We start from the raw sequence: 20,815 nt of genomic DNA, 5'->3' as shown, positions 1-20,815 counted from the left end.
GGGCGATCGCCGAGGGGATCCTCGCGGTGGTGCTGGAGGCAGCGGAGGCCGCAAGGGCGCGCCGCGTGCTCGCCATCGATCTCACGGTGGGCGCCCTCACCGGTTACGTGGATGATTCCATTCGTTTCTATTTTGATCTGCTGAGCCGGGGAACCCTCGCCGAGGGCGCGATCCTGCGGATCCGCCGGGAGCCCGGAGAGGGGCATTGCCAGACGTGCAAGGCACGGTTCCCGGTGGAACCCCCGTTGATTCCGACATGCCCTTTCTGCGGCAGCCCCCATATTCAGATCACCGGCGGAACCGGTTGCCTCGTTGCATACATGGAGGTGGAGGATGGGGACGCAGATCCCGGTCGTGAAGGCGATCCTCCAGGCCAACCAGGCCGTGGCCTCTGAAAACCGCGCGGCCTTCGATCGCGCCGGCCTCCTGGCCGTGAACCTCATGTCCGCCCCAGGGGCAGGCAAAACCAGCCTGATCCTCGCCGCCCTGGAACGCCTGCCCCCTTCCCTGCGCGCGGGGGTCATTGAGGGCGACATCGCTTCCACCCTGGATGCGGAGCGGATCGCCGCCCGTGGGATCCCGGTGGTGCAGATCAACACGGGCGGCGCCTGCCATCTGGATGCCCCGATGATCCGTTCCGCCCTCTCCCATCTCCCCCTTCCCGACCTCGACCTGCTGTTCATCGAGAACGTGGGGAACCTGGTCTGCCCGGCGGAGTTCGATCTGGGCGCCCATCTCCGCATCGTGGTCGCCAGCGTCCCCGAAGGACACGACAAGCCCTACAAGTATCCGGGGATGTTCCAGAAGGCCGACGCCGTCGTGCTCAACAAAGTGGACCTCATGCCCTACATCGACTTCGACCTCTCCGCCTTCCGGCACGGCCTGTCGATCCTCCGTCCGGGGATCCCCCTCTTCCTTCTGTCATGCCGGACCGGCCAGGGCGTGGACGAGTGGGTGGGATGGCTGACGGCGCAACTTGGGGCGCGTCGAGGGGATCATGGCCGCTGAACGGCGACGGCTGCGGGTGGAGATCCAGGGCGCCGTGCAGGGCGTGGGGTTCCGTCCTTACATCTACCGGCTGGCCACCGAGCTGGGCCTGGCCGGGTGGGTCCGGAATGATCCCCAGGGGGTGTTCATCGAGGTGGAAGGCCCCCCGCACGCCCTGGCGCGCTTCCTGGAGCGCCTCCCCCGGGAAGCCCCTCCCCGCGCCCGCATCCATAATCTTCATGCCCTCCCTCTGGACCCGGCCGGCTACGCCGGCTTCGAGATCCGCCACAGCGAGGGCGAAGGGGAGAAAACGGTCCTGATCCTTCCGGATATCGCCACATGCCCGCGCTGCCTCTCCGAGATCCTGGACCCCGCCGATCGCCGTTATCGCTATCCGTTCACCAACTGCACCGATTGCGGGCCGCGCTGGACCATCGTGGAGGCCCTGCCCTACGATCGGCCCAACACCACGATGCGCCGTTTCCGGATGTGCCCGGCGTGTCAGGCCGAATACGAAAACCCGATGGATCGCCGCTTCCACGCCCAGCCTAACGCGTGTCCACGCTGCGGCCCGACCCTCGCGTTCTACGCGCGGGATCCCTCCGCCGATTCGGATGGGGAGGACCACCCGGACTTCCCCCTTCAGGTGGGGGAATACCGCCGGATCGCCCGGGGGGACGCGGCGCTGCGCCGGGCCGCGGCCGCTTTGGGCGCGGGCCAGATCGTGGCCGTCAAAGGGCTGGGGGGATTCCACCTCATGGTCGACGCGCGGAACGAGGAGGCCATCGCGCGGCTGCGAGCCCGCAAGCCCCGCCGCGACAAGCCCTTCGCCCTGATGGCCCGGGACCTCGATCAGGTTCGCGTGATGTGTGAGACCTCGCCGGAGATCGAGGCGCTGCTTGCCGGGCCGGAGGCCCCCATTGTGCTGCTCCCCCGCCGACCCGGAGCCCCGGTGGCCTCGAACGTGGCCCCCGGGAACCCCTACCTGGGGGTGATGCTCCCCTACACGCCGCTGCACCATCTGTTGCTGCGGGAGCTGGATTTCCCTGTGGTGGCCACCAGCGGCAACCTGATCGACGAGCCCATCTGCACCGACGAACGGGAGGCCTTCCAGCGGCTGGCCCGCGTCGCCGACGCTTTTCTGATCCACAACCGCCCCATCGCCCGCCACGCCGACGACAGCGTGATGGTCTGGATGCGGGGGGAGCCCCGGATCCTCCGTCGGGCTCGCGGCTTCGCGCCGCTGCCCATCCTCCTGAGCCGGCCGCTGCCCACCTTGCTGGCCGTGGGCGGGCACCTCAAGAACACCATCGCCCTCAGCATCGGCCGCCAGATCTTCCTGAGCCCCCACATCGGAGACCTGGACACGGTGGAGGCCCTCCGGACCTTCGAGCGCATGATCGTGGATTTCCTCCGCCTGTATGAGGCGGAGCCGGTCGCCATCGCCCACGATCTGCACCCGGACTACGCCTCGACCATCTGGGCGCAACGGGCCGCCGCCGGGGACCTCCCCCTGCCGGTCCGGCTTCCCTCTCCCTTGCCCCTTCTCCCGATCCAGCACCATCACGCCCATCTGGCGGCCTGTCTGGCCGATCACGGCGTGGAAGGTCCGGCCCTGGGAGTCACCTGGGATGGCACCGGCTACGGACCGGATGGGACCATCTGGGGCGGCGAGTTCTTGTGGGGGGACGCCTCCGGCTTCCGGCGCGTCGCCAGCCTGCGGCCCTTCTCCCTCCCCGGAGGGGACGCGGCGGTCCACGAGCCCCGACGGGTCGCCTTCGCGCTGCTGTGGGAGATGGCGGGCGAGGCGGCGATGGAATGGGAGGACCTCCCGCCGGTGCGGACGCTGCGCCCGGCCGAACGCCAGGCCCTGGCCCGGATGATGGCCCGCGGGCTGAACGCCCCGCGCACCTCCAGCATGGGGCGGCTGTTCGACGCGGTGGCGGCCATCCTGGATCTGCACCAGCAGGTGAGCTTCGAAGGCCAGGCCGCCATGGCGCTGGAGTTCCTCGCCGATCCCGCCGAGCGGCGCGCCTATCCGCTTCCCCTGGTCGAAAACCCGGGGGGAGAGCCCGCCTGGGTCCTGGACTGGCGCCCCCTCTTGGAGGCCATCCTGGAGGACCTGCGGCGGAGGACGGATCGAGGCCGGATCGCGGCGCGCTTCCACCGGGCGCTGGTGGAGGCCATCGTCGCCGTGGCCCGGGCCGTGGGGGAAACGCGGGTGGCGCTGACCGGCGGCTGCTTCCAGAATCGTTATCTGACCGAAGAGGCCGCCCGACGTCTGGAAGAGGAAGGCTTCACCGTCCTCCTGCACCGCCAGGTCCCCCCCAACGATGGGGGGATCAGCCTGGGCCAGATCTTGATCGCCGCGGCCCGTCTGGAGGGCGCTTCCGATCTGTTTCCGACAGGAGGTGTATGATGTGCTTAGGCGTGCCGGGGAAAGTGGTGGAAGTGAACGAGAGGACGGCCCTGGTGGACTTCTGGGGGATGCGCAAGCCGGTGCTGCTCCACGTTGTGGACGAGCCCGTCTCGCCGGGGGACTACGTCCTGGTCCATGTGGGCTTCGCCATCCGCCGCATCCCTCCGGAGGAGGTGGAGAACACCCTCGCCTTCTACGAGGCCCTGCTCCGGACGACGGAGGAGGATCTGCTGCGCGCCGAGATCCGGGATGAGCTGCGCGCGGTGGAGGAAGGGCCATGATCCGGGCGCGCATGGCGAAGCCTTCCGAGCGGCTGGAGTTCCGGGATCCGGAACGGGTGCAGGCCTTCCAGCAGGCCCTGGATCGGCTGTGCCGGGATCTTCCGGAGCCCATCTCGGTCATGCACGTTTGCGGCACCCACGAGCAGAGCATCGCCCGCTTCGGCCTCCGGAGCCTGCTTCCGCCCAACCTCCGGGTGATCATGGGGCCCGGCTGCCCGGTGTGCGTGACCGACATGCCGGAGGTGGACGAGGCCGTCTACCTGGCCGAGCAGGGGGTGATCCTGGCCACCTTCGGGGACATGTTTCGGGTGCCCGGGACCCTTAAATCACTGGCGGAGGCCAAGGCGGAGGGGGCGGACGTGCGGGTGATCTACAGCCCGTGGGAGGCCCTTCAGATCGCCCGGGAGACCGATCGGGAAGTCGTCTTCTTCGCCACCGGCTTCGAGACCACGGCGGTGGCCACCGCCGCCGTCATCCTCTCCGGCCCCCCAAAGAACTTCTCTGTCTTGTCCGCCCACAAATACATCCCGCCGGTGATGGAGATCGTGGCCGAGATGCCCCAGACCCGGGTGCAGGGGTTCCTGGCCGCAGGGCATGCGGCGACCATCACCGGGTGGAAGATCTTCGAGCGCTTCGTGGAACGCCACGGCATCCCGGTGGTGGTGGCCGGCTTCGAACCCCTGGACATCCTGAGCGCCCTGGTGCAGCTGGTGGAGCTGATCCGTCGGGGGGAGAAGCGGGTGGTCAACGCCTATCCGCGCTGCGTCACGCCGGAGGGCAACCGCAACGCCCAGCGGCTGCTGTGGGAGGTCTTCGAGACCGAGAGCGGGGTCTGGCGGGGCATCGCCTATGTCCCCAACGGCAACCTGCGCCTGCGGCGGAAATACGCCTGGGTGGACGCTCGGGCCCGCTTCGAGATCCGGCTCTCCGAATGGCTGGGCGATGCCCCGCCCCGTCTCACCCAGGAATGCCTCTGCGGCAACATCATGGCCGGCATCGCCACGCCCTACGATTGCCGGCTCTTCGGCAAAGCGTGCACGCCGGAAACCCCCGTGGGTGCCTGCATGGTGAGCAGCGAGGGCGCATGCCGGATCTGGTATGAATACGGGGGGCACATCACAGGGCCTAAGGGAATGAGGGAGCTGGAAGGACAGACTTGACATGAGGGCTCTCCTCTGCTATCAGGTCGCACATATCCTGTGTGTTCCCCGCGGGGTGAAATCTTGAACCGAGAGGAGATCATCTTCGCACCGAAGTGCAGCCCAACGGGCGTATCCGTTATTGGAGGTATGTTGCCGAGGTAGACAAGTACCTTCGAGTCGTGACAGAACCGGATGGGGAGACCGTGCATAACGCTTTTTTCGACCGCCGCTTCAGGCCTTAATGGGGAGAAGACAATGATTTTCGAATATCACCCTGAGACCGATATGTTGTATATCAAATTGATTGAAGGAGTAAGTACTGTCAGAGGAGATCGCCCCAGGGATTGTGCTGGACTTTGACGAGCACAATCGTGTTATAGGGATTGAGATTGAGGAGGCCAGCAAGATCATCGATCTATCAAAATTGGAGTTGAGGGCTCTTCCCGTTGTTCATTTGATCCTGACTGAAAGGACTTCTGTGAAAGCATGAAGCGCTGGATGTAACCTCCAGAAGCCGAGTGGTTCCGCTGCGCGCCGCTTCCGCATCCACATCTCGGCCTCCCAGAGCACACGTTACATTGGCGGACGCACCTCTCCAAGGAAGGCGCCTCCCACGCGGCAAACGCTTCACGAGGATCGCAGCGCGCCCGTTACCCTCCCTTCCCACGGGAATTGCCTGGCCGCCGCATCGCGTCGCCCCGCGGGCGTCCTAATCCACCGGCTTCCCCATTGCTCGGCCGGGTTTTCCTGTAGTATCATCCTGAATCGGATCCGCACGGATTTTGATCTCCCTGTGGACGATGGGCAAGGAAGAGATCTGGGCGTGGGGAAGGCCCTGCATGTATCTCCGAGAACCCGGGGAGCGCCCGATGGAACCCGTTGTCGTCGAACTCTATCACATTCGGATGCAACGGAAAGATGCGATCGGGATCATCCGGCTGGACCGTCCCGAGCGGTTCAACGCCCTGGACGTGGCGATGGCCCGGGACCTGCGGAAGGCGGCCCTGCAGCTCGCCCGCGACCCTGCGATCCGCTGCGTCATCCTGGCCGGGACGGATCGGGCCTTTTGCAGCGGGGCGGACCTGAAATACGTCCGGGAGCGGGAGCATCCGGAGGATTTCTCCTACCTGCAACCCGAGGCCCGGCCGGTGGAGGGCGGATACGGGCGGAGCTTCAAGGAGATCCTGGAATACCTGCACAGCACGATCTCCGAGATCCGGCGCGCGCCCAAACCGTTCATCGCCGCCGTCAAAGGGGTGGCGGCAGCGGGTGGCCTGGGCCTGGCCATGGCCTGTGATCTGGTCTTCGCCTCCGATCGCGCCGCCTTCGAATGGGCCTACTCCAAAACCAGCCTCACGGGGGCGGAGAGCACCACCTTCCTTCTCCCCCGCCTCATCGGCCTGCGGCGGGCCATGGAGATGGTCTTTCTGAACCCCCGCCTCAACGCCCAGCAGGCCCTGGAATGGGGCCTCATCAACGGGATCTTCCCCTTTGAAACCTTCGATCAGGAGGTGGAGGCCATCGCCCACCGTCTGGCGCGCGGGCCCACCCGGGCATGGGCGATCACCAAGGCCCTTATCAATGAGGCGCTGGGGATCGATCGTCTGGATTCCCATATGGCGAAAGAGCTGCGGTGTCTCGTGGAGATCGCCGAGACGCCGGATTTCGCGGAGGGCCTGGCCGCTTTCTTTGAAAAGCGGGAACCTCATTTCCGGGGAGCGTAAAACCGATGGCGACCGAGAGCCTGGGAGCCTGTCCCATCCCGCCCCTTTCCTATCGCACCGTGCTGCTGGGACACGGCAGCGGGGGGCGGCTGATGCACGAGCTGATCGAGAAGGTGTTCCGCCCCCTCCTCCTGCCGCCAGAAACCCGGGTGCTGAACGACGCCGCGGTCCTGAACGTAAACGGATTGCGCCTCGCCCTCACCACCGACGCCTTCGTGGTGGATCCCATTGTGTTCCCCGGGGGGGATATCGGCCGGCTGGCGGTGAACGGGACCATTAACGACCTGGCCGTCAGTGGAGCCCGGCCGCTGTTCCTGAGCGCGGCCTTTATCCTCGAGGAAGGGTTGCCCATCGACACGCTGTGCCAGATCGTGGATTCCATGCGCCGGGCCGCTGCGGAGGCGGGGGTTCCCATCGTCACCGGGGATACCAAGGTGGTCAACCGGGGGAAGGCGGACAAGATCTTCATCACCACCACCGGCCTCGGCCTCGTGGAATACGAGGGGACGCTCTCCGCGGACCAAGCCCGGCCCGGGGACGTGGTGCTCCTGAATGGCCCCATCGCCGCCCACGGCATCGCGGTGATGCTGGCCCGGGAGCAAATCGAGTTCGAGCAGCCCATCCGATCCGACACCGCGCCGCTTCACACCCTGGTGGCCGCCATGCTCCGCGCCAGCCCTCGCATCCGCTGCATGCGCGACGCCACCCGCGGCGGCCTGGCCAGCGCCCTCAACGAGATCGCCATGAGCTCCCGCGTGGGCATCCAGCTGGACGAAGCGCGCATCCCGATCCAGGATGAAGTAAAGGGCGCCTGCGAGTTGCTGGGCCTGGATCCCCTCCACGTGGCCAACGAAGGGAAACTGGTGGCCATCGTCGCCCGGGAGGACGCGGAGCGGGTGCTGGAGGCCATGCGCTCCCACCCCCTGGGCCAGGAAGCCACCGTGATCGGAGAGGTCGTGGAGGACCCCCGCCACCTGGTCCTGCTACGAACCCGGGTGGGCGGCTTCCGAGTGGTCAGCATGCCCGCCGGCGAACCCCTCCCCCGAATCTGCTAAGAAGAGCCCACAAATTGTGAATAAAATCACAATTCGTCGTTGTGCTTCCTCACGGGCCGCGCCGAACAGGAGAGTTTATAATTGATTTAAGGAACGCCCGGACTTTCGCCCAGCCCTTGGTATCAAAGGGAGGAGAGCGCCATGGCAAACCCCGAGGCCCCGATCCCCGTTCCGAACTCGGTGTGGCGAATGGAGAAAGCCCGATTGCAGGACCTGATCGATGCACTCCGCCGGCAGGGCTACACCGTCATCGGCCCTTGCATCCGGGAAGGGGCCATCGTTTACGATGAGATCCATCAGGTCTCGGATCTCCCCATCGGATGGACCGATGAGCAGGACGGCGGACGCTATCGTCTGAAGCGTCGGGAGGATTCCTCCTTCTTCGGCTACGCGGTGGGGCCCCATTCCTGGAAGCGCTTCCTGCATCCCCCGGTCCTCTCCCTGGGCCGAGCGCGCCGCAACGGCGCGGGGTTCGAGTGGATCGCCCCCTCGGATCCTGCGCCCCGCTATGCGTTCCTGGGGGTCCGGGCTTGCGAGCTTCACGCCATCGCGATCCTGGATCGGGTGTTCATGGGCGGGCCGTATGTGGACCCGACGTATCAGGCCCGTCGGGAGGGGGTTTTCCTGATCGCCGTGCAGTGCGCCGTCGCCGGCGGCACATGCTTCTGCGCCTCCATGGGCACCGGGCCCAAGGCCCCACCGGGCGCGGACCTCATCCTCACGGAGCTGGCGGAGGCCTTCATCGTCGAGATCGGGACGGAGCGGGGTGCGGCGTTGATGGCCGGCATCCCCTGCGCTCCCGCCACCGAGGCCGACCGGGCCGCGGTGGAGGCGCAACTCGCCGCCACCGCCCGCGCCATGGGCCGGCAGATGGACACCACCGACCTGCCCGCCTTGCTCTACCGCAACCTGGAGCATCCCCGCTGGGAGGAGGTGGCCCAGCGCTGCCTCACCTGTGGGAACTGCACCATGGTCTGTCCCACCTGCTTCTGCTTCACTGTGGAGGACGTCAGCGATCTCACCGGCACCCAGGCCGAGCGGGTGCGCCGCTGGGATTCGTGCTTCACCACCGAGTTCACCTACACCGCCGGCCGCCCCATCCGCCAGAGCGCGAAGGCCCGTTACCGGCAGTGGCTGACCCACAAGCTGGCCTCCTGGTGGGAGCAGTTCGGGACCTCGGGATGCGTCGGCTGTGGACGCTGCATCACCTGGTGCCCGGTAGGGATCGATCTGACCGAAGAGGTGGCCGCCATCCGCAGGACCGACGGCGCCACCCTCGAGGCGGAGAGGAGGTGATCCGATGTCCAAAGCGGCGATCCTGGAGGCCCTGCGCCAGCACCCCTTCACCCACGACATGGAGGAGGCCTGGAAAGAGGTCCTGGCGGAGATGGCGCGGCTGCAGACCTACCCGCCGGACGCGCTGCTGCTGCGGGAGGGACGCGCCGCCGATGCCTTTTTCCTCATCGTGGACGGCCTGGTGGCCATCGAGATGTTCGCGCCCGAGCGGGGAACCCTGCGCCTGCAAACCGTGAGCGCGGGGGAAGTGGTCGGCTGGTCGTGGGCGCTCCCGCCTTACCGCTGGGAGTTTGACGCCCGCGCCCTCGCCGAAACCACCGCCGTGGTCCTGGACGCCGCCGCCCTCCGGGCCCGGATGAGCCAGGACTGCGCCCTCGCCGCCTGGATCCTGAGCCGCCTGCTCGCTGTGGTCGCCGGCCGCTTGAAAGCGACCCGCCTGCAGCTGCTGGATCTCTACGCTCCGTCGGAGCGGAGGACGCCATGATCCCTTCTCCCACCCACCCATCGGCGCCGACGCTGGAGCGCTTCCTCCCCACCCCCTATCCGGTCACCGGGATCCGCCGGGAGACCGGGGACACGGTGACGTTGCGCCTGCGCCCTCCGGAGGGCCGCCCGTCGGCCTTCCAGCCCGGCCAGTTCAACATGCTCTACCTGTTCGGCATCGGCGAGGTCCCGATCTCCATCAGCGGGGTCCATCCCCGCAGCGGGGACCTGGAGCACACGGTGCGGGCGGTCGGATCCGTCACGCGGGCCCTGGCCCGGCTCCGGAAAGGCGACGTCGTGGGGGTGCGAGGCCCCTTCGGGAAGGGCTGGCCCCTTGAGGAGGCCAAGGGACACGACATCCTGATCCTCGCCGGGGGCATCGGGCTGGCACCCCTGCGTCCCGCCCTCCAGCACATCCTGGCTCATCGCTCCGAATACAAGCAGGTGGTGCTCCTCTATGGAGCCCGCACGCCCGCCGACCTGCTGTATCCGGCGGAGCTGGAACGCTGGCGGGGGCGGCTGGATCTGCAGGTCTTCGTGACGGTGGACCGCGGGGACGAAGCCTGGCGGGGGCACATCGGGGTGGTCACCACGCTGCTCCCTCTGGCCGAGCGGTTGCTGGATTTCCGGAAGGCGTTCATTCTGATGTGCGGCCCCGAGGTCATGATGCGTGTGGCGGCCCGCGAGCTGGAGGATCGCAAGGTGCCCCCGGAGCGCATCTTCCTGTCCCTAGAGCGGAACATGAAGTGCGCTGTGGGGTTCTGCGGCCACTGCCAGTTCGGCCCTGTCTTCATCTGTCGGGACGGCCCGGTGTTCCCCCTGGGCCGCGTCCGCCCGCTCCTGGAGGTGCGGGAGCTGTAAGGGCTCGCGTTCGTTTCGATCCAAAACCGGGAAGGAGGACGCGATGGCGCGTCGTCGCAAGCCCAAGCTGGCGGTCTGGAAGTTCGCCTCCTGCGATGGCTGCCAGCTGACCCTCCTGGACTGCGAGGATGAGCTGCTCACCCTGGCGGATGAGCTGGAGATCGCATACTTCCTGGAAGCCTCCCGGGCGGTCGTGCGCGGGCCCTACGACCTCTCCCTGGTGGAGGGGAGCATCTCCACCCCCGAGCAGATCGAACAGATACAGGAGATCCGGCGGCGGAGCCGCTTCCTGGTCACCATCGGGGCCTGCGCCACCGCTGGTGGGATCCAGGCCCTGCGCAATTTCGCCGATGTGCGGGAGTTCATGGAGCAGGTCTACGCCCGGCCGGAATACATCCGGACCCTGGAGAAATCCCTGCCCGCCTCCGCCTATGTGCCGGTGGACTTCGAGCTGCGGGGCTGTCCCATCGGGAAAGGGCCCCTGCTGGAACTCATCAGCGCCTTCCTCAACGGTCGACGGCCCAACATCCCCAACCACAGCGTGTGCATCGAGTGCAAACGCCGGGGGACCGTATGTGTGATGGTCGCTCAGGGGATCCCGTGTCTGGGGCCGGTCACCCAGGCGGGATGCGGCGCTCTGTGTCCGGCATATCGCCGCGGCTGTTACGGATGCTTCGGCCCGATGGAAACGCCCAACGCGGCCAGCCTGGGGGACTGGCTGCTGGCCCATGGGATGACCTCCCCGGATCTGGTGCGGATGTTCCGGACCTTCAACGCGTATGCCCCTGCTTTTCAGGAGGCAGGAGATCGCTATGTCGAAGCCGCGAACCCTGACCGTTCGGGTTGATGCCCTGGCCCGGGTGGAAGGTGAGGGCGCCCTGCACATCCGGGTGCGGAACGGGCAGGTGCACGAGCTCCGCTTGGAGATCTACGAGCCGCCGCGCTTTTTCGAGGCCTTTCTGCGGGGACGGCGTTTCGAGGAGGCGCCGGATATCACCGCCCGTATCTGTGGCATCTGCCCGGTGGCCTACCAGATGAGCGCGTGCAACGCCCTGGAAAGCCTCCTCGGTCTGTCCGTGGGAGGCTCCCTCCGGGACTTGCGGTTGCTGCTTTACTACGGGGAATGGATCGAAAGCCATGCCCTCCACATGTTTCTGCTGCACCTGCCGGACTTCCTGGGCTATGAGAGCGCCCTCCACATGGCCCGGGATCACCCGGATTGGGTGCAGAAGGGGCTTCAGATCAAGAAGGCGGGGAACGCCCTGATGGCCCGCATCGGCGGCCGCGAGGTTCATCCCATCAACGTCCGCGTCGGGGGCTTCTATTCCGTCCCATCGCGCCGGGCCCTCCTGGAACACAAAGAGGAGCTTGCCCGCGCTCGCGATCTCATGATCGAAGCCCTCCGCTGGATGGCCGGTCTGGAGTTCCCGGAGTTCGAGGAGGATTACGAGTTCGTGGCCCTTTATCATCCCGAGGAATACGCTATCCTGGAGGGTCAGGTTCGTTTCAGCCACGGGTGGCTGGCCCCGGTCTCCGCCTTTGAGGAGATTATCGAGGAGATCCACGTGCCCTACAGCAACGCCCTGCACGCGGTGATTCGGGGGCGCGGCAGCTACATGGTCGGCCCCCTGGCCCGCTTCAACCTGAATTTCCATCAGCTCTCTCCGCTGGCCCGGGAGGTGGCCGCTTCCATCGGCCTGATCCCCCCGGTGCGCAACCCCTTCCGCAGCCTCCTCGTCCGCGGCATCGAGGTCATCCACGCCTGCGAGGAGGCCCTGCGCCTCATCGATCGCTACGAGCCGCCGGATCGCCCCTTCGAGCCCTTCGAGGTCCGGGCGGGGACCGGCTTTGGGGCCAGCGAGGCTCCACGAGGGCTCCTGTATCATCGCTATCGGATCAACGCCGATGGCCTGATCGAGGAAGCGAAGATTGTCCCGCCTACCGCCCAGAACCAGCGCCGCATCGAGGACGATCTGCGCAAACTGGTGCCTTGTTTGCTCCCCTTGCCGAAGGATCAGATCACCTGGCGCTGTGAGCAGGCCATCCGGAACTACGATCCGTGCATCTCCTGCGCCACGCACTTCCTCCAGCTGGAGCTTGTGGAGGAATGAACGCGGGTCCCCGCTGGGTGCTCATCGGCCTGGGCCATCCGATGCGGCGGGACGATGGGGTGGGGTTGTGGGTGGCCGCTCAGCTCCAGGCCCGGAGCGGGCCCGAGGGCGCGGTCATCCCTCTGGGGGTTCCCGATCCGGTGGCGCTGGCCCGGGCATGGACAGGGGCGGAGATCGCCTGGATCGTGGATGCGGTGGCCGCCCGCCTTCCTCCGGGCACGGTCCTCCGAATCCGCGGGGATCGCCTCCTCGAGAACCCCGTCCCCCGAAGCTTCTCCACCCATGGGCTCTCCCTGAGGGAGGCCCTTGCCCTCGCCCGAACCCTGGGGCCATTCCCCCCGTGCCTGGTTCTCTATGGGATCGTGGGAGAAGACTTCGGATTCGGAGAGAAGCTCTCCCCGGCGGTGGAAGACGGCGCCCGCCGCCTGGTCCGCCGGCTGGCGCGCATGATCGCCCGGCTGGATAAAATACACAACGAATTCCGTCCCGGATGAGATGGCCTCCACAAATGGAGCGCGGGAATCATCTCTCTTTTCACCCCGAGCGCCTGGAACGCATTGCCCGGATGGAAGCGGGGCACTTCTGGTTCGTCGGGCGCCGGGCTTTCCTCCAGCGCTGGCTGAGGCGGATCGCCCTCCCGGCGGAGGGGCTGGTTCTCGATGCAGGCTGTGGAACCGGGTGGACGGTTCGCTGGCTGGCCGAACATGGTTTCCGCGTGATGGGCGTGGATGTGCTGCCGGATGGCCTGAGAGATTTAAAGGCCCGGGTGCCTTCCCTGGCTCTGGTTCAGGGCGACGCCAGGCGGCTCCCTCTTCGCGCGGGCAGCGTATCCGCAGTCCTGCTGCTGGACGTTCTGGAGCACCTGGAGGATCATGAGGCGCTGCGGGAGGCGCAGCGTGTGTTGAAGCCCGGCGGATGGGTGCTCCTCTCCGCCCCTGCCCTCCCATGGCTCTGGAGCGCCCGGGATCGGGAGGCCGGGCATCGCCGGCGTTACACCCCAACGATGCTTCGAAACCGCTTGAAGGAAGCAGGATTTCGCATTGTAGACATGCGGTTTTACATGTTCCTGCTCTTCCCCCTGATCCTGGCGAGCCGATGGGCCGGGCGCCACCGCCCGGGGTTTCAGAGGTTCGAGGAGCGCCCTTCCCGATGGTTGAACCACCTGCTGCTTCAGGCGGTGCGCCTGGAAGTCGCCATGGGGCGCTGGATACGATGGCCCTGGGGTTCAACCCTGCTCGCGCTGGCGCGCAAGGATCCCCTTTGCCGGAGTCGGAACCCCGGGTCGGATGGGGCATTGCCTCAGGCGGGTGAAGATGCAGGCGTCCCTGAACCTCCCTCATCAAAGGCCGGCGCATCATGAACAAAATCGCACAGCCCCGGAGGGATTTCGATCTTTTCCTGTTCTCCACCGATCCGGATCTGATCCGCCTGGCGGTGGCGGGCGGAGCGACCGGCGTGGTGGTGGATTGGGAATACATCGGCAAGGCGGAACGCCAGGCGGGCTTCGACACCCAGATCAACCACGACACCTTGGAGGACCTGCAACGGGTTCGCGCCTGCACTACCGCATCCGTCCTGTGCCGGATCAACGCCTTCGGCCCTTGGACCCAAAAGGAGATCGAGGCCGCCGTGCAGGCCGGCGCCGATGAGATCCTGCTCCCCATGGTCCGCTCCGTAGAGGAGGTAGAGCAGGCCCTGGAATGGATCAGGGGACGATGTGGGCTCGGGATCCTGATCGAAACGCGAGAGGCGGTGGCTATTTGCGAGCGCCTGGCCCGTCTTCCCCTCACCCGGGCTTACCTGGGGCTGCACGATCTGGCCATCGAGCGAAGAACCCCCAATCCGTTCCGGGCGATCCCGGATGGAATTGTGGAGTGGGTCCGGTCCGCCTTCCCCATCCCCTTCGGCTTCGCGGGGCTGACCCTTCCAGATCGCGGCTTTCCCATCCCCTGTCGCCTGTTGATCGCGGAGATGGCCCGGCTGGGCTGTTCGTTCTCGTTCCTGCGGCGTTCCTTCTTGCGGGATGTCGTGGGCCGGGATCCCCGGGTGGAGATCCCACGGATCCTGGAGGCGCTGCGGGAGGCTTTCCAGGAGCCCCTCTCTGCGCTTGAGGCTCAACACCAGGAGCTCCTGCGCGCCATTGAGGAAGCGGACGCTTTCTTTTCAAACCGTCATCGGATCATGAGCCCATGGCCGATCTCCAGGGCGCGCCCATCCTGATCACCGGCGGAGCTGGCTTCATCGGCGCTCACCTGACGCGCCGCCTGCTGGAGGCCGGCGCGCAGGTCCACCTCATCGTTCGACCGGGCACCGATCTCAGGCGCCTGGCCGGGATGATGGATCGGGTTTCGATCCACCGGGGGGACCTCCTGGATGCGAAGGGGGTGCGGGAGGTGGTAACGAACATGTGCCCCCGCTGGATTTTCCATCTCGCCGCCCGGCGCGGGCACCCGTGCACGCCAGAGGAACGCCTGGAGCTCCTGCGGTCCAGTCTTATGGGTACCGCGCACCTGCTGGAGGCAGCGCGGGATGCGGGGATCGCCCGTTTTATCCATATGGGCAGCTCCCTGGAATACGGCCCGTATCCGCGGGCGATCCGAGAGGGGGATCCCTTGCGCCCGATAACCGACCGGGGGGTTGCGAAGGCCGCGGCCAGCGTGCTGGTGGCTTTTTACGCTCGGGCCTTCGGCCTGCCCGCGGTTATCCTTCGCCCATTTTACGTCTATGGGCCCGGCCAGCCTCCAGAGCAGCTCATCCCCACGCTGCTCCGCGCCGCCCTCACCGGGGAGGAGGTCCGCCTGACCGCGCCCGGTTACCGGCATGATTTCGTCTTCGTCGAGGACGTGGTGGAGGCATGCCTGCGCGCCGCCATGCGATCGGTCCGGCCGGGGGAATCCTTCAACATCGGCACCGGCATCCAGTGGACCAACGAGGAGGTGGCCGCATGGGTGGAATCCATCACCGGCCGATCCCTTCGCCTCCGGATCGGCGACCATCCTCCCAGCCCGCCGGACACCTCCTGCTGGGTGGCGGATATCCGGAAGGCCCAACGCCGACTGCGATGGTTCCCCCGGTGGGATCTGCCCGCCGGCCTGCGAAGGACCCTGGAATGGATGCAGCGCCATGGAGATCCGGCCTGAAATCAGCGTGGTCATTCCGGTCTTCCGGAACCGGGAAACCCTTCACTCCCTGTATGCACGCCTGCAATCCGTCCTGGATGGGGCGGGCTGGTCCTGGGAACTGATCGCCGTCCACGATGCCTGCCCCGAGGGCTCCCTAAAGGTGCTGCGGGAGCTCGCCGCCCGGGATCCCCGGATCCGGATCCTGGATCTCCCCCGAAACGTCGGGCAGCACCGGGCCATCTGGCTCGGCCTGCACGAAACCCGGGGGCGTTATGTGGTCGTGATGGATGCGGACCTGCAGGACCCGCCGGAAGCCATCCCGCTTCTCCGAAAGGCGATGGAGGAAGCGCAGGGCCGGGCCCTTGTGGTCTTCGCCGGACGACGCGGGCGATATGAGCGGCTGGATCGGATGCTGACCTCGTGGCTCTTCAAGCGGGCCCTCCACTGGATCTGCGGGGCTCCGGCGGATGCCGGGACCTTCTGCCTGATGGAAGGTCAGGTGACGGAGGCCCTGCGACGCTGGGATGCCCCAGAACCGCATTTGCCCACACTGATCGCCTGTGCGGGCTTTCCCACGCGGGTCGTTCCGATCCACCGCTCCCTGCGCCCGATCGGCCGCTCCGCCTACACGACGGGCATGCGCTGGCGGCTCGCCTGGCGCATCCTCCGCACCGCCTGGGCGCTGAAACGCAACCCGGCCCGCTTCCTTCGCCTCTCCAACGCGCTGCCCTTCCCAGAACCACACACCCATCTCCCTGGAGGAGCGAAGCGCGCCCATGTCGGAGCGCATCGAGATCCATAACCAGCGCCAGCGCGAATATTTCGGACGCCGCGTCAAGCGCACGATGTGGCCGGAGCGGACACCCTACGTGATCCGCCAGGTGGATGAGGTCATCCGCTTTGGCGATCTCCGGCCGGGGGAGCGGATCCTGGATGTGGGATGCGGGATGGGCCGTCATGCCTTCCTGCTGGCCGAGCGCGGCCTCCAGGTGGAGGGGCTGGAGCTCTCCCCCTTCCTGATCGAACGAATGCAGGAATTCGATGGCGGGCGATACCGCATCCCGGTCTACTGCGCGGACATCCACCGCTGTCCTCCCGAGCTGCACGGACGCTATGACGCGCTGGTGGGCTTCTTTGTCCTCCACCATCTGGCGGACCTGCGCCAGGCCTTCGCGTCTATGGCTCGGCTTCTGCGACCGGGAGGGCGAGTGGTTTTCCTAGAGCCCAACCCCCTCAACCCTCTTTACTATCTTCAGATCCTGATCACACCGGGGATGTCGTGGGCGGCGGAACGGGGGATCCTGAACATGCGCCCTTCCGTGATTTCAGAGGCGATGGAGCTGGCCGGGCTACGGCTGACCGCCATCGCTCGCTACGGCTTCTTCCCCCCGTTTCTGTCGAACCACCCCTGGGGAGGTTGCCTGGAGCGACTCCTGGAACAGGCGCCCCTCTGGCGATCGCTTCTGCCCTTTCAGCTGTTCCGCGGGGATCAGAGATGAAAAAAGCGGCTCTAACGGTCGGTCTATTTCTGATCAGCCTGTATCTGAACATGGCGGCGGGGATCAACCGGGGGGATGAGGCGTGGTTCCTGCAGGTGATGCGGCGGGTCCATGAGGGGGAGGTGCTTTACCGGGACGTGTTCTACGGGGCCGGCCCTCTCGCTGTGGCTTTCACCGCGCCCCTGATCTCCCTGATCGGCGTGGAGATCCTCGCGGTGAAGGCCGTGGTGGCCGCCGGCTACACGGCCGCGCTGCTCTTCGGGATGCGTATCCTGGAGCGGATGGGGGCGGGCCCAGGAGCATGCATGCTGTTCCTCGGGGCGAACCTGCTGCTGGCGCCCCCTGCGCCCCACGCGCCCTATCAATCTCTGGCCAACGCCTTCCTGATGGCCGCTTTCGATGCCACCACCGCTGCGCTGGGAGCCAGTGACGCGCGGGCCCGCCGGTGCCTCCTCGCTTGGGCAGGGGCAGCCGCCGGGCTGAGTTTCGCCGCCAAACAGAACATCGGCGGCTACGCGTTTCTGGCGATCCTGGGGAGCTACCTGGCCCGGCACAAGGAAGAACGCTCTCCCCTCCGCCAGCTGTGGATCGAGAGCGGACCCCTCGGGCTCGCCTTTCTGGGGACCCTCGCGCTGACGTTCCTGCCGGTCTGGCTGAGCGGCGGGGGGCCGAAGTTTATGGATTACGGCATGCTCAACAAGCCAACTTACCTGCGCCTCTCCGGGATCCCGTATATGGAAGGGCTTGTAGGGATCCTTCGCGGCCTGCAAACCCTTTCCCCCCGTTCCACCCTGGAACAGGGGCTGTGGGCCCTGAGATCCTTTTCGTTCCTCCTGCCTTTCCTGGCCGGTTTCTTCTGGATCGGCGGCTTCCTGGTTCCGCCCTCATCCGGGCGCGCCCCATGGCTCGCCTCCGGCCTCTTTGCGGCGGCCGCTTTCCTGGGCATCTTCCCCCGGGCCGATTATGCGCACCTCCTTTATGCCGTCCCGGCTTTGCTGACAGTAATGATCGGCGGATGGAGCACGTGGCCGATCCGCCCGTGGAAAATCGTCCTCGAACGCGGGATCGGCGCGCTGCTCATCCTGGGCCTGATCGTGGCGTTGATGATCCCGCCGTTGCGCCTCCTCCAGGGCCGTCTGACGATCTCTTCCCTTCCCCATTTCGGGGGCGTCCTGATCGCCCCTGCCCTGCAAGCGCAGATCCTGGAAGAGAGCGCGCGATTGCGCGAACGGGCTCCTGAGCCCTCTGTGTTCCTGCTTTTCCCCACCGCCGGGTTCTATTATCTGCAGACCGAATTGCGCAACCCGACGCCCTTTGATTACCCCACGGCCACCTCCTTCGGCCGGGCCGGCCAGGAGGAGACCATGCAGGCCATCCGGGAGGGGCGCATCCGCTGGGTGTGCTATTGGCGCTGGGAATGGAACCTGCGCCCGGTGCGGATCGAGGCGTTCGTGGAGCAGGAGATGGAACCGGTTGAGAACCTGGGCCTCTGCACCCTGTATCGCGCGGAACGATAAGCGGTCCGAGGTTGCTTTTCCTGCCTGACCGGCCCTATAGTTTGCCATGAGAAATCGGGCGGCTCGATGGACAGTCCCCGAGCATCGGAGGGAGGTTCCCCATGGAAACGCGCCCTCGCCTGTTGAGCCGGATCCACTGGCTGGGTCATGACGCCTTCCGCATCGATGGACCGCCGGTGATCTACCTGGATCCCTGGCAGGTCCCTGCGGACGCGCCGAAAGCGGATCTTATCCTGATCAGCCACGAGCACTTCGATCATTGCTCTCCGGAGGACATCAACCGGCTCCGCCAGCCGGACACCGTGATCATCGGCAGCCCGGCAGCGGCCGCCAAAATCAAAGGCGCCCAGGCCATGCGCCCCGGCGAGCGCCTCTCCGTGAAGGGCGTGGAGATCGAAGCGGTGCCGGCCTACAACATCAACAAACGCTTCCACCCCCGGGAAGCCGGCGGGCTGGGGTTCGTCCTCACCATTGAGGGGGAACGCCTCTACTTCGCCGGGGACACGGACTTCATCCCCGAGATGAAGGAGATCCGCTGCGATATCGCCCTGCTCCCCGTCAGCGGGACTTACGTGATGACGGCGGAGGAGGCCGCCCAGGCCGCCGCGGCCATCCGGCCGAAGGTCGCCATCCCCATGCACTACGGGGCCGGGGTGGCCGGCACGGAGGCCGACGCCGAGCGCTTCCGCTCCCTCTATCCGGGCACCGTGGTCATCCTGAAGCCGGAGCGCTGATCCGGGGAGCAGGCGATGGACCGGGAGGAGCAGGCCCGGCGTTACGCCCGGCTGCGTCGTCGCCTGTGGGCGGCGGAGATGGCCCTGTTCGCCGCCTACGCCATGGCCTGGCTGGGAAGCGGCCTGGCCCTCGGCCTCGGCGAGGCCCTGGCCCGCCGCCTCCCGTCCCCGCTGGACGCGATGGGGATGGCCTTCCTGTTCGGAGGGGGATGGGCCTTGCTCTCCTTCCCCCTCGATTTCTACAGCGGGTTCCTCCTCCCCCACCGTTTCGGCCTCTCCACCCAGACGCGCGCCGCGTGGTTCCTCGATTACCTCAAAGCCGGGGGGATCAGCGCCGCCATCGGCCTGCCTCTGATCGGCGGGCTCTATCTCGCCTTCCGGCGCTGGCCTCACACCTGGTGGCTCCCCGTGGGAGCCGCCTGGATCGGCTTCACCGTTGTGCTGGCCCAGCTCGCCCCTGTGCTCTTGGCCCCCCTGTTCTACCGGTTCCAGCCCCTCCAGGATCCCGAGCTCGCCGGGCGGCTGGCCCGCCTGGCCCAGCGGGCCGGCACCCGGGTGCGGGGCGCCTATGTGATCGACATGAGTCGCCGGACCCGGGCGGCCAACGCGGGGCTAATGGGTCTGGGCCCAACCCGTCGGATCGTCATCGGGGACACGATGCTCCAGCGCTATACCCCCGAGGAGATCGAGGCGATCCTGGCCCATGAGCTGGCCCATCATCTCCATCGGGACATCCCGCTGGGCCTGGCCCTGGAGAGCCTGATCGGCCTGGCGGGCTTTTTCCTGGGGGCCCAATGGCTGCCCCTGGGGCTCCGGATCCTGGGCCTCCCTCGCCTGGATCACCCATCCAGCCTGCCCGTGCTGGCCATCGGCGCGCTGCTCTTCGGTCTCATCGGGATGATCCCGATGAACGCCTGGTCCCGCTGGCGGGAATGGGAAGCGGACCGGGAGGCCATCCGCCTGTGCGGGCGGCCAGACGCCCTGGCGGCCGCCCTGCGGAAGCTGGGGGAACAGAATCTGGCGGAGCTGGATCCGGAGCCGTGGGTGGAATGGATTCTCTCCACCCATCCGGCGCTGGGGAAACGGATCCGGGCCGCCGAAGCCCTCGCCGCTTCTTCCCCCCTCAATCCCGATGTGGTAAACTAATCCTGAATCTGCGCGCGAGGGCCACCTGCATGCAGACGCTTACCCGTGAAGAACAGGAAACGCTGCGAGCGATCCTCCGCAGGGTATTTGAGGAAGCGGCGGTAGAGACGATCCTGAGGGCCCTGGATCATCTGGCCGCTCGCGGGGAACGGGGCACAGCGGATCTGCGCCGGCTGATCGAGGTCCTGGAGGAAAACATCGGCAGGCTGCGGGGGGAAGTGAATCAGCTCGCCATGGACCACCGATCGCTGGAGGAAACCCTGGCCCGCCTGATCGAAGCCCAGGCCCGCACCGAGGCCACCCTGGCCCGCCTGATCGAAGCCCAGGCCCGCACTGAAGAGCGCCTCGCCCGCGTCGAGGAAGCCCTCGCCCGCCTCGCCGAAGCCCAGGCCCGCACCGAAGAACGCGTCGCCCGCCTGGAGGAAGCCCAGATCCGCA

General features: G+C 66.9%; 22 protein-coding genes and 1 pseudogene. All 23 read left to right on the top strand.

Annotated features, from left to right (window positions below):
- On the top strand, positions 1-395 hold a 395-nt coding region (locus VAE54_RS02290), incomplete at its 5' end, for a hydrogenase maturation nickel metallochaperone HypA (protein ID WP_322800315.1).
- Entirely contained in the window at positions 334-1,008 is a 675-nt protein-coding gene (hypB, locus tag VAE54_RS02285) for a hydrogenase nickel incorporation protein HypB (protein ID WP_322800314.1), read from the top strand. The genes VAE54_RS02290 and hypB, both read left to right, overlap by 62 nt.
- Positions 998-3,406: a carbamoyltransferase HypF gene (gene hypF / locus VAE54_RS02280; protein WP_322800313.1), complete on the top strand. Its 2,409-nt coding sequence runs from the start codon at positions 998-1,000 to the stop codon at positions 3,404-3,406. Before hypB ends, hypF begins: the two co-directional genes overlap by 11 nt.
- Positions 3,406-3,687 carry a HypC/HybG/HupF family hydrogenase formation chaperone gene (locus VAE54_RS02275; RefSeq protein ID WP_322800312.1) on the top strand — a complete coding sequence of 94 codons (282 nt, stop codon included), beginning with the start codon at positions 3,406-3,408 and terminating at the stop codon, positions 3,685-3,687. The genes hypF and VAE54_RS02275 overlap by 1 nt, the downstream gene beginning before the upstream one ends.
- A complete protein-coding gene (gene hypD, locus VAE54_RS02270) occupies positions 3,684-4,847 on the top strand; it encodes a hydrogenase formation protein HypD (RefSeq protein ID WP_322800311.1) in 1,164 nt (387 codons plus the stop codon). Before VAE54_RS02275 ends, hypD begins: the two co-directional genes overlap by 4 nt.
- Positions 4,848-5,175: 328 nt before the next feature.
- Positions 5,176-5,319, top strand: a complete 144-nt coding sequence (locus VAE54_RS14500) for a DUF2283 domain-containing protein (protein WP_416223758.1) — start codon at positions 5,176-5,178, stop codon at positions 5,317-5,319.
- Between the two features lie 379 nt (positions 5,320-5,698).
- Positions 5,699-6,553, top strand: a complete 855-nt coding sequence (locus tag VAE54_RS02265; protein ID WP_322800310.1) for an enoyl-CoA hydratase/isomerase family protein — start codon at positions 5,699-5,701, stop codon at positions 6,551-6,553.
- Positions 6,554-6,558: 5 nt separating this feature from the next.
- Positions 6,559-7,608, top strand: a complete 1,050-nt coding sequence (hypE, locus tag VAE54_RS02260; protein WP_322800309.1) for a hydrogenase expression/formation protein HypE — start codon at positions 6,559-6,561, stop codon at positions 7,606-7,608.
- A 141-nt stretch (positions 7,609-7,749) separates the two neighbouring features.
- Positions 7,750-8,904, top strand: coding sequence for a 4Fe-4S dicluster domain-containing protein (locus VAE54_RS02255; protein WP_322800308.1), 1,155 nt, complete (start codon positions 7,750-7,752; stop codon positions 8,902-8,904).
- 4 nt (positions 8,905-8,908) lie between these two features.
- Positions 8,909-9,388, top strand: coding sequence for a cyclic nucleotide-binding domain-containing protein (locus tag VAE54_RS02250; protein ID WP_322800307.1), 480 nt, complete (start codon positions 8,909-8,911; stop codon positions 9,386-9,388).
- Positions 9,385-10,248: an FAD/NAD(P)-binding protein gene (locus VAE54_RS02245; protein ID WP_322800306.1), complete on the top strand. Its 864-nt coding sequence runs from the start codon at positions 9,385-9,387 to the stop codon at positions 10,246-10,248. The genes VAE54_RS02250 and VAE54_RS02245 overlap by 4 nt, the downstream gene beginning before the upstream one ends.
- A 43-nt stretch (positions 10,249-10,291) precedes the next feature.
- A complete protein-coding gene (locus VAE54_RS02240; RefSeq protein ID WP_322800305.1) occupies positions 10,292-11,095 on the top strand; it encodes a hypothetical protein in 804 nt (267 codons plus the stop codon).
- A complete protein-coding gene (locus VAE54_RS02235) occupies positions 11,061-12,359 on the top strand; it encodes a Ni/Fe hydrogenase subunit alpha (protein WP_322800304.1) in 1,299 nt (432 codons plus the stop codon). Before VAE54_RS02240 ends, VAE54_RS02235 begins: the two co-directional genes overlap by 35 nt.
- Positions 12,356-12,853, top strand: a complete 498-nt coding sequence (locus VAE54_RS02230; RefSeq protein ID WP_322800303.1) for a hydrogenase maturation protease — start codon at positions 12,356-12,358, stop codon at positions 12,851-12,853. The genes VAE54_RS02235 and VAE54_RS02230 overlap by 4 nt, the downstream gene beginning before the upstream one ends.
- A 14-nt stretch (positions 12,854-12,867) precedes the next feature.
- Complete coding sequence (locus VAE54_RS02225) at positions 12,868-13,719, top strand: class I SAM-dependent methyltransferase (RefSeq protein WP_322800302.1); 852 nt, start codon at positions 12,868-12,870, stop codon at positions 13,717-13,719.
- Positions 13,716-14,579 (top strand): aldolase/citrate lyase family protein, encoded by an 864-nt coding sequence (locus tag VAE54_RS02220; protein WP_322800301.1) that lies wholly within the window; start codon positions 13,716-13,718, stop codon positions 14,577-14,579. The genes VAE54_RS02225 and VAE54_RS02220 overlap by 4 nt, the downstream gene beginning before the upstream one ends.
- Positions 14,549-15,499, top strand: coding sequence for an NAD-dependent epimerase/dehydratase family protein (locus tag VAE54_RS02215; RefSeq protein WP_322800300.1), 951 nt, complete (start codon positions 14,549-14,551; stop codon positions 15,497-15,499). Before VAE54_RS02220 ends, VAE54_RS02215 begins: the two co-directional genes overlap by 31 nt.
- Complete coding sequence (locus VAE54_RS02210) at positions 15,483-16,283, top strand: glycosyltransferase family 2 protein (RefSeq protein WP_322800299.1); 801 nt, start codon at positions 15,483-15,485, stop codon at positions 16,281-16,283. Before VAE54_RS02215 ends, VAE54_RS02210 begins: the two co-directional genes overlap by 17 nt.
- Entirely contained in the window at positions 16,258-16,980 is a 723-nt protein-coding gene (locus VAE54_RS02205) for a class I SAM-dependent methyltransferase (protein ID WP_322800298.1), read from the top strand. The genes VAE54_RS02210 and VAE54_RS02205 overlap by 26 nt, the downstream gene beginning before the upstream one ends.
- Complete coding sequence (locus VAE54_RS02200) at positions 16,977-18,497, top strand: hypothetical protein (protein WP_322800297.1); 1,521 nt, start codon at positions 16,977-16,979, stop codon at positions 18,495-18,497. The genes VAE54_RS02205 and VAE54_RS02200 overlap by 4 nt, the downstream gene beginning before the upstream one ends.
- A gap of 101 nt (positions 18,498-18,598) precedes the next feature.
- Positions 18,599-19,231, top strand: coding sequence for an MBL fold metallo-hydrolase (locus tag VAE54_RS02195; protein ID WP_322800296.1), 633 nt, complete (start codon positions 18,599-18,601; stop codon positions 19,229-19,231).
- A 15-nt stretch (positions 19,232-19,246) separates the two neighbouring features.
- Positions 19,247-20,377, top strand: coding sequence for a M48 family metallopeptidase (locus VAE54_RS02190; RefSeq protein ID WP_322800295.1), 1,131 nt, complete (start codon positions 19,247-19,249; stop codon positions 20,375-20,377).
- Between the two features lie 29 nt (positions 20,378-20,406).
- A pseudogene (locus VAE54_RS02185) lies at positions 20,407-20,815 on the top strand (hypothetical protein); the annotation flags it as partial.

The organism is Thermoflexus sp. (genome assembly GCF_034432235.1).
Lineage (GTDB): Bacteria > Chloroflexota > Anaerolineae > Thermoflexales > Thermoflexaceae > Thermoflexus.
This window is presented reverse-complemented; position numbering and strand designations above follow the sequence as displayed.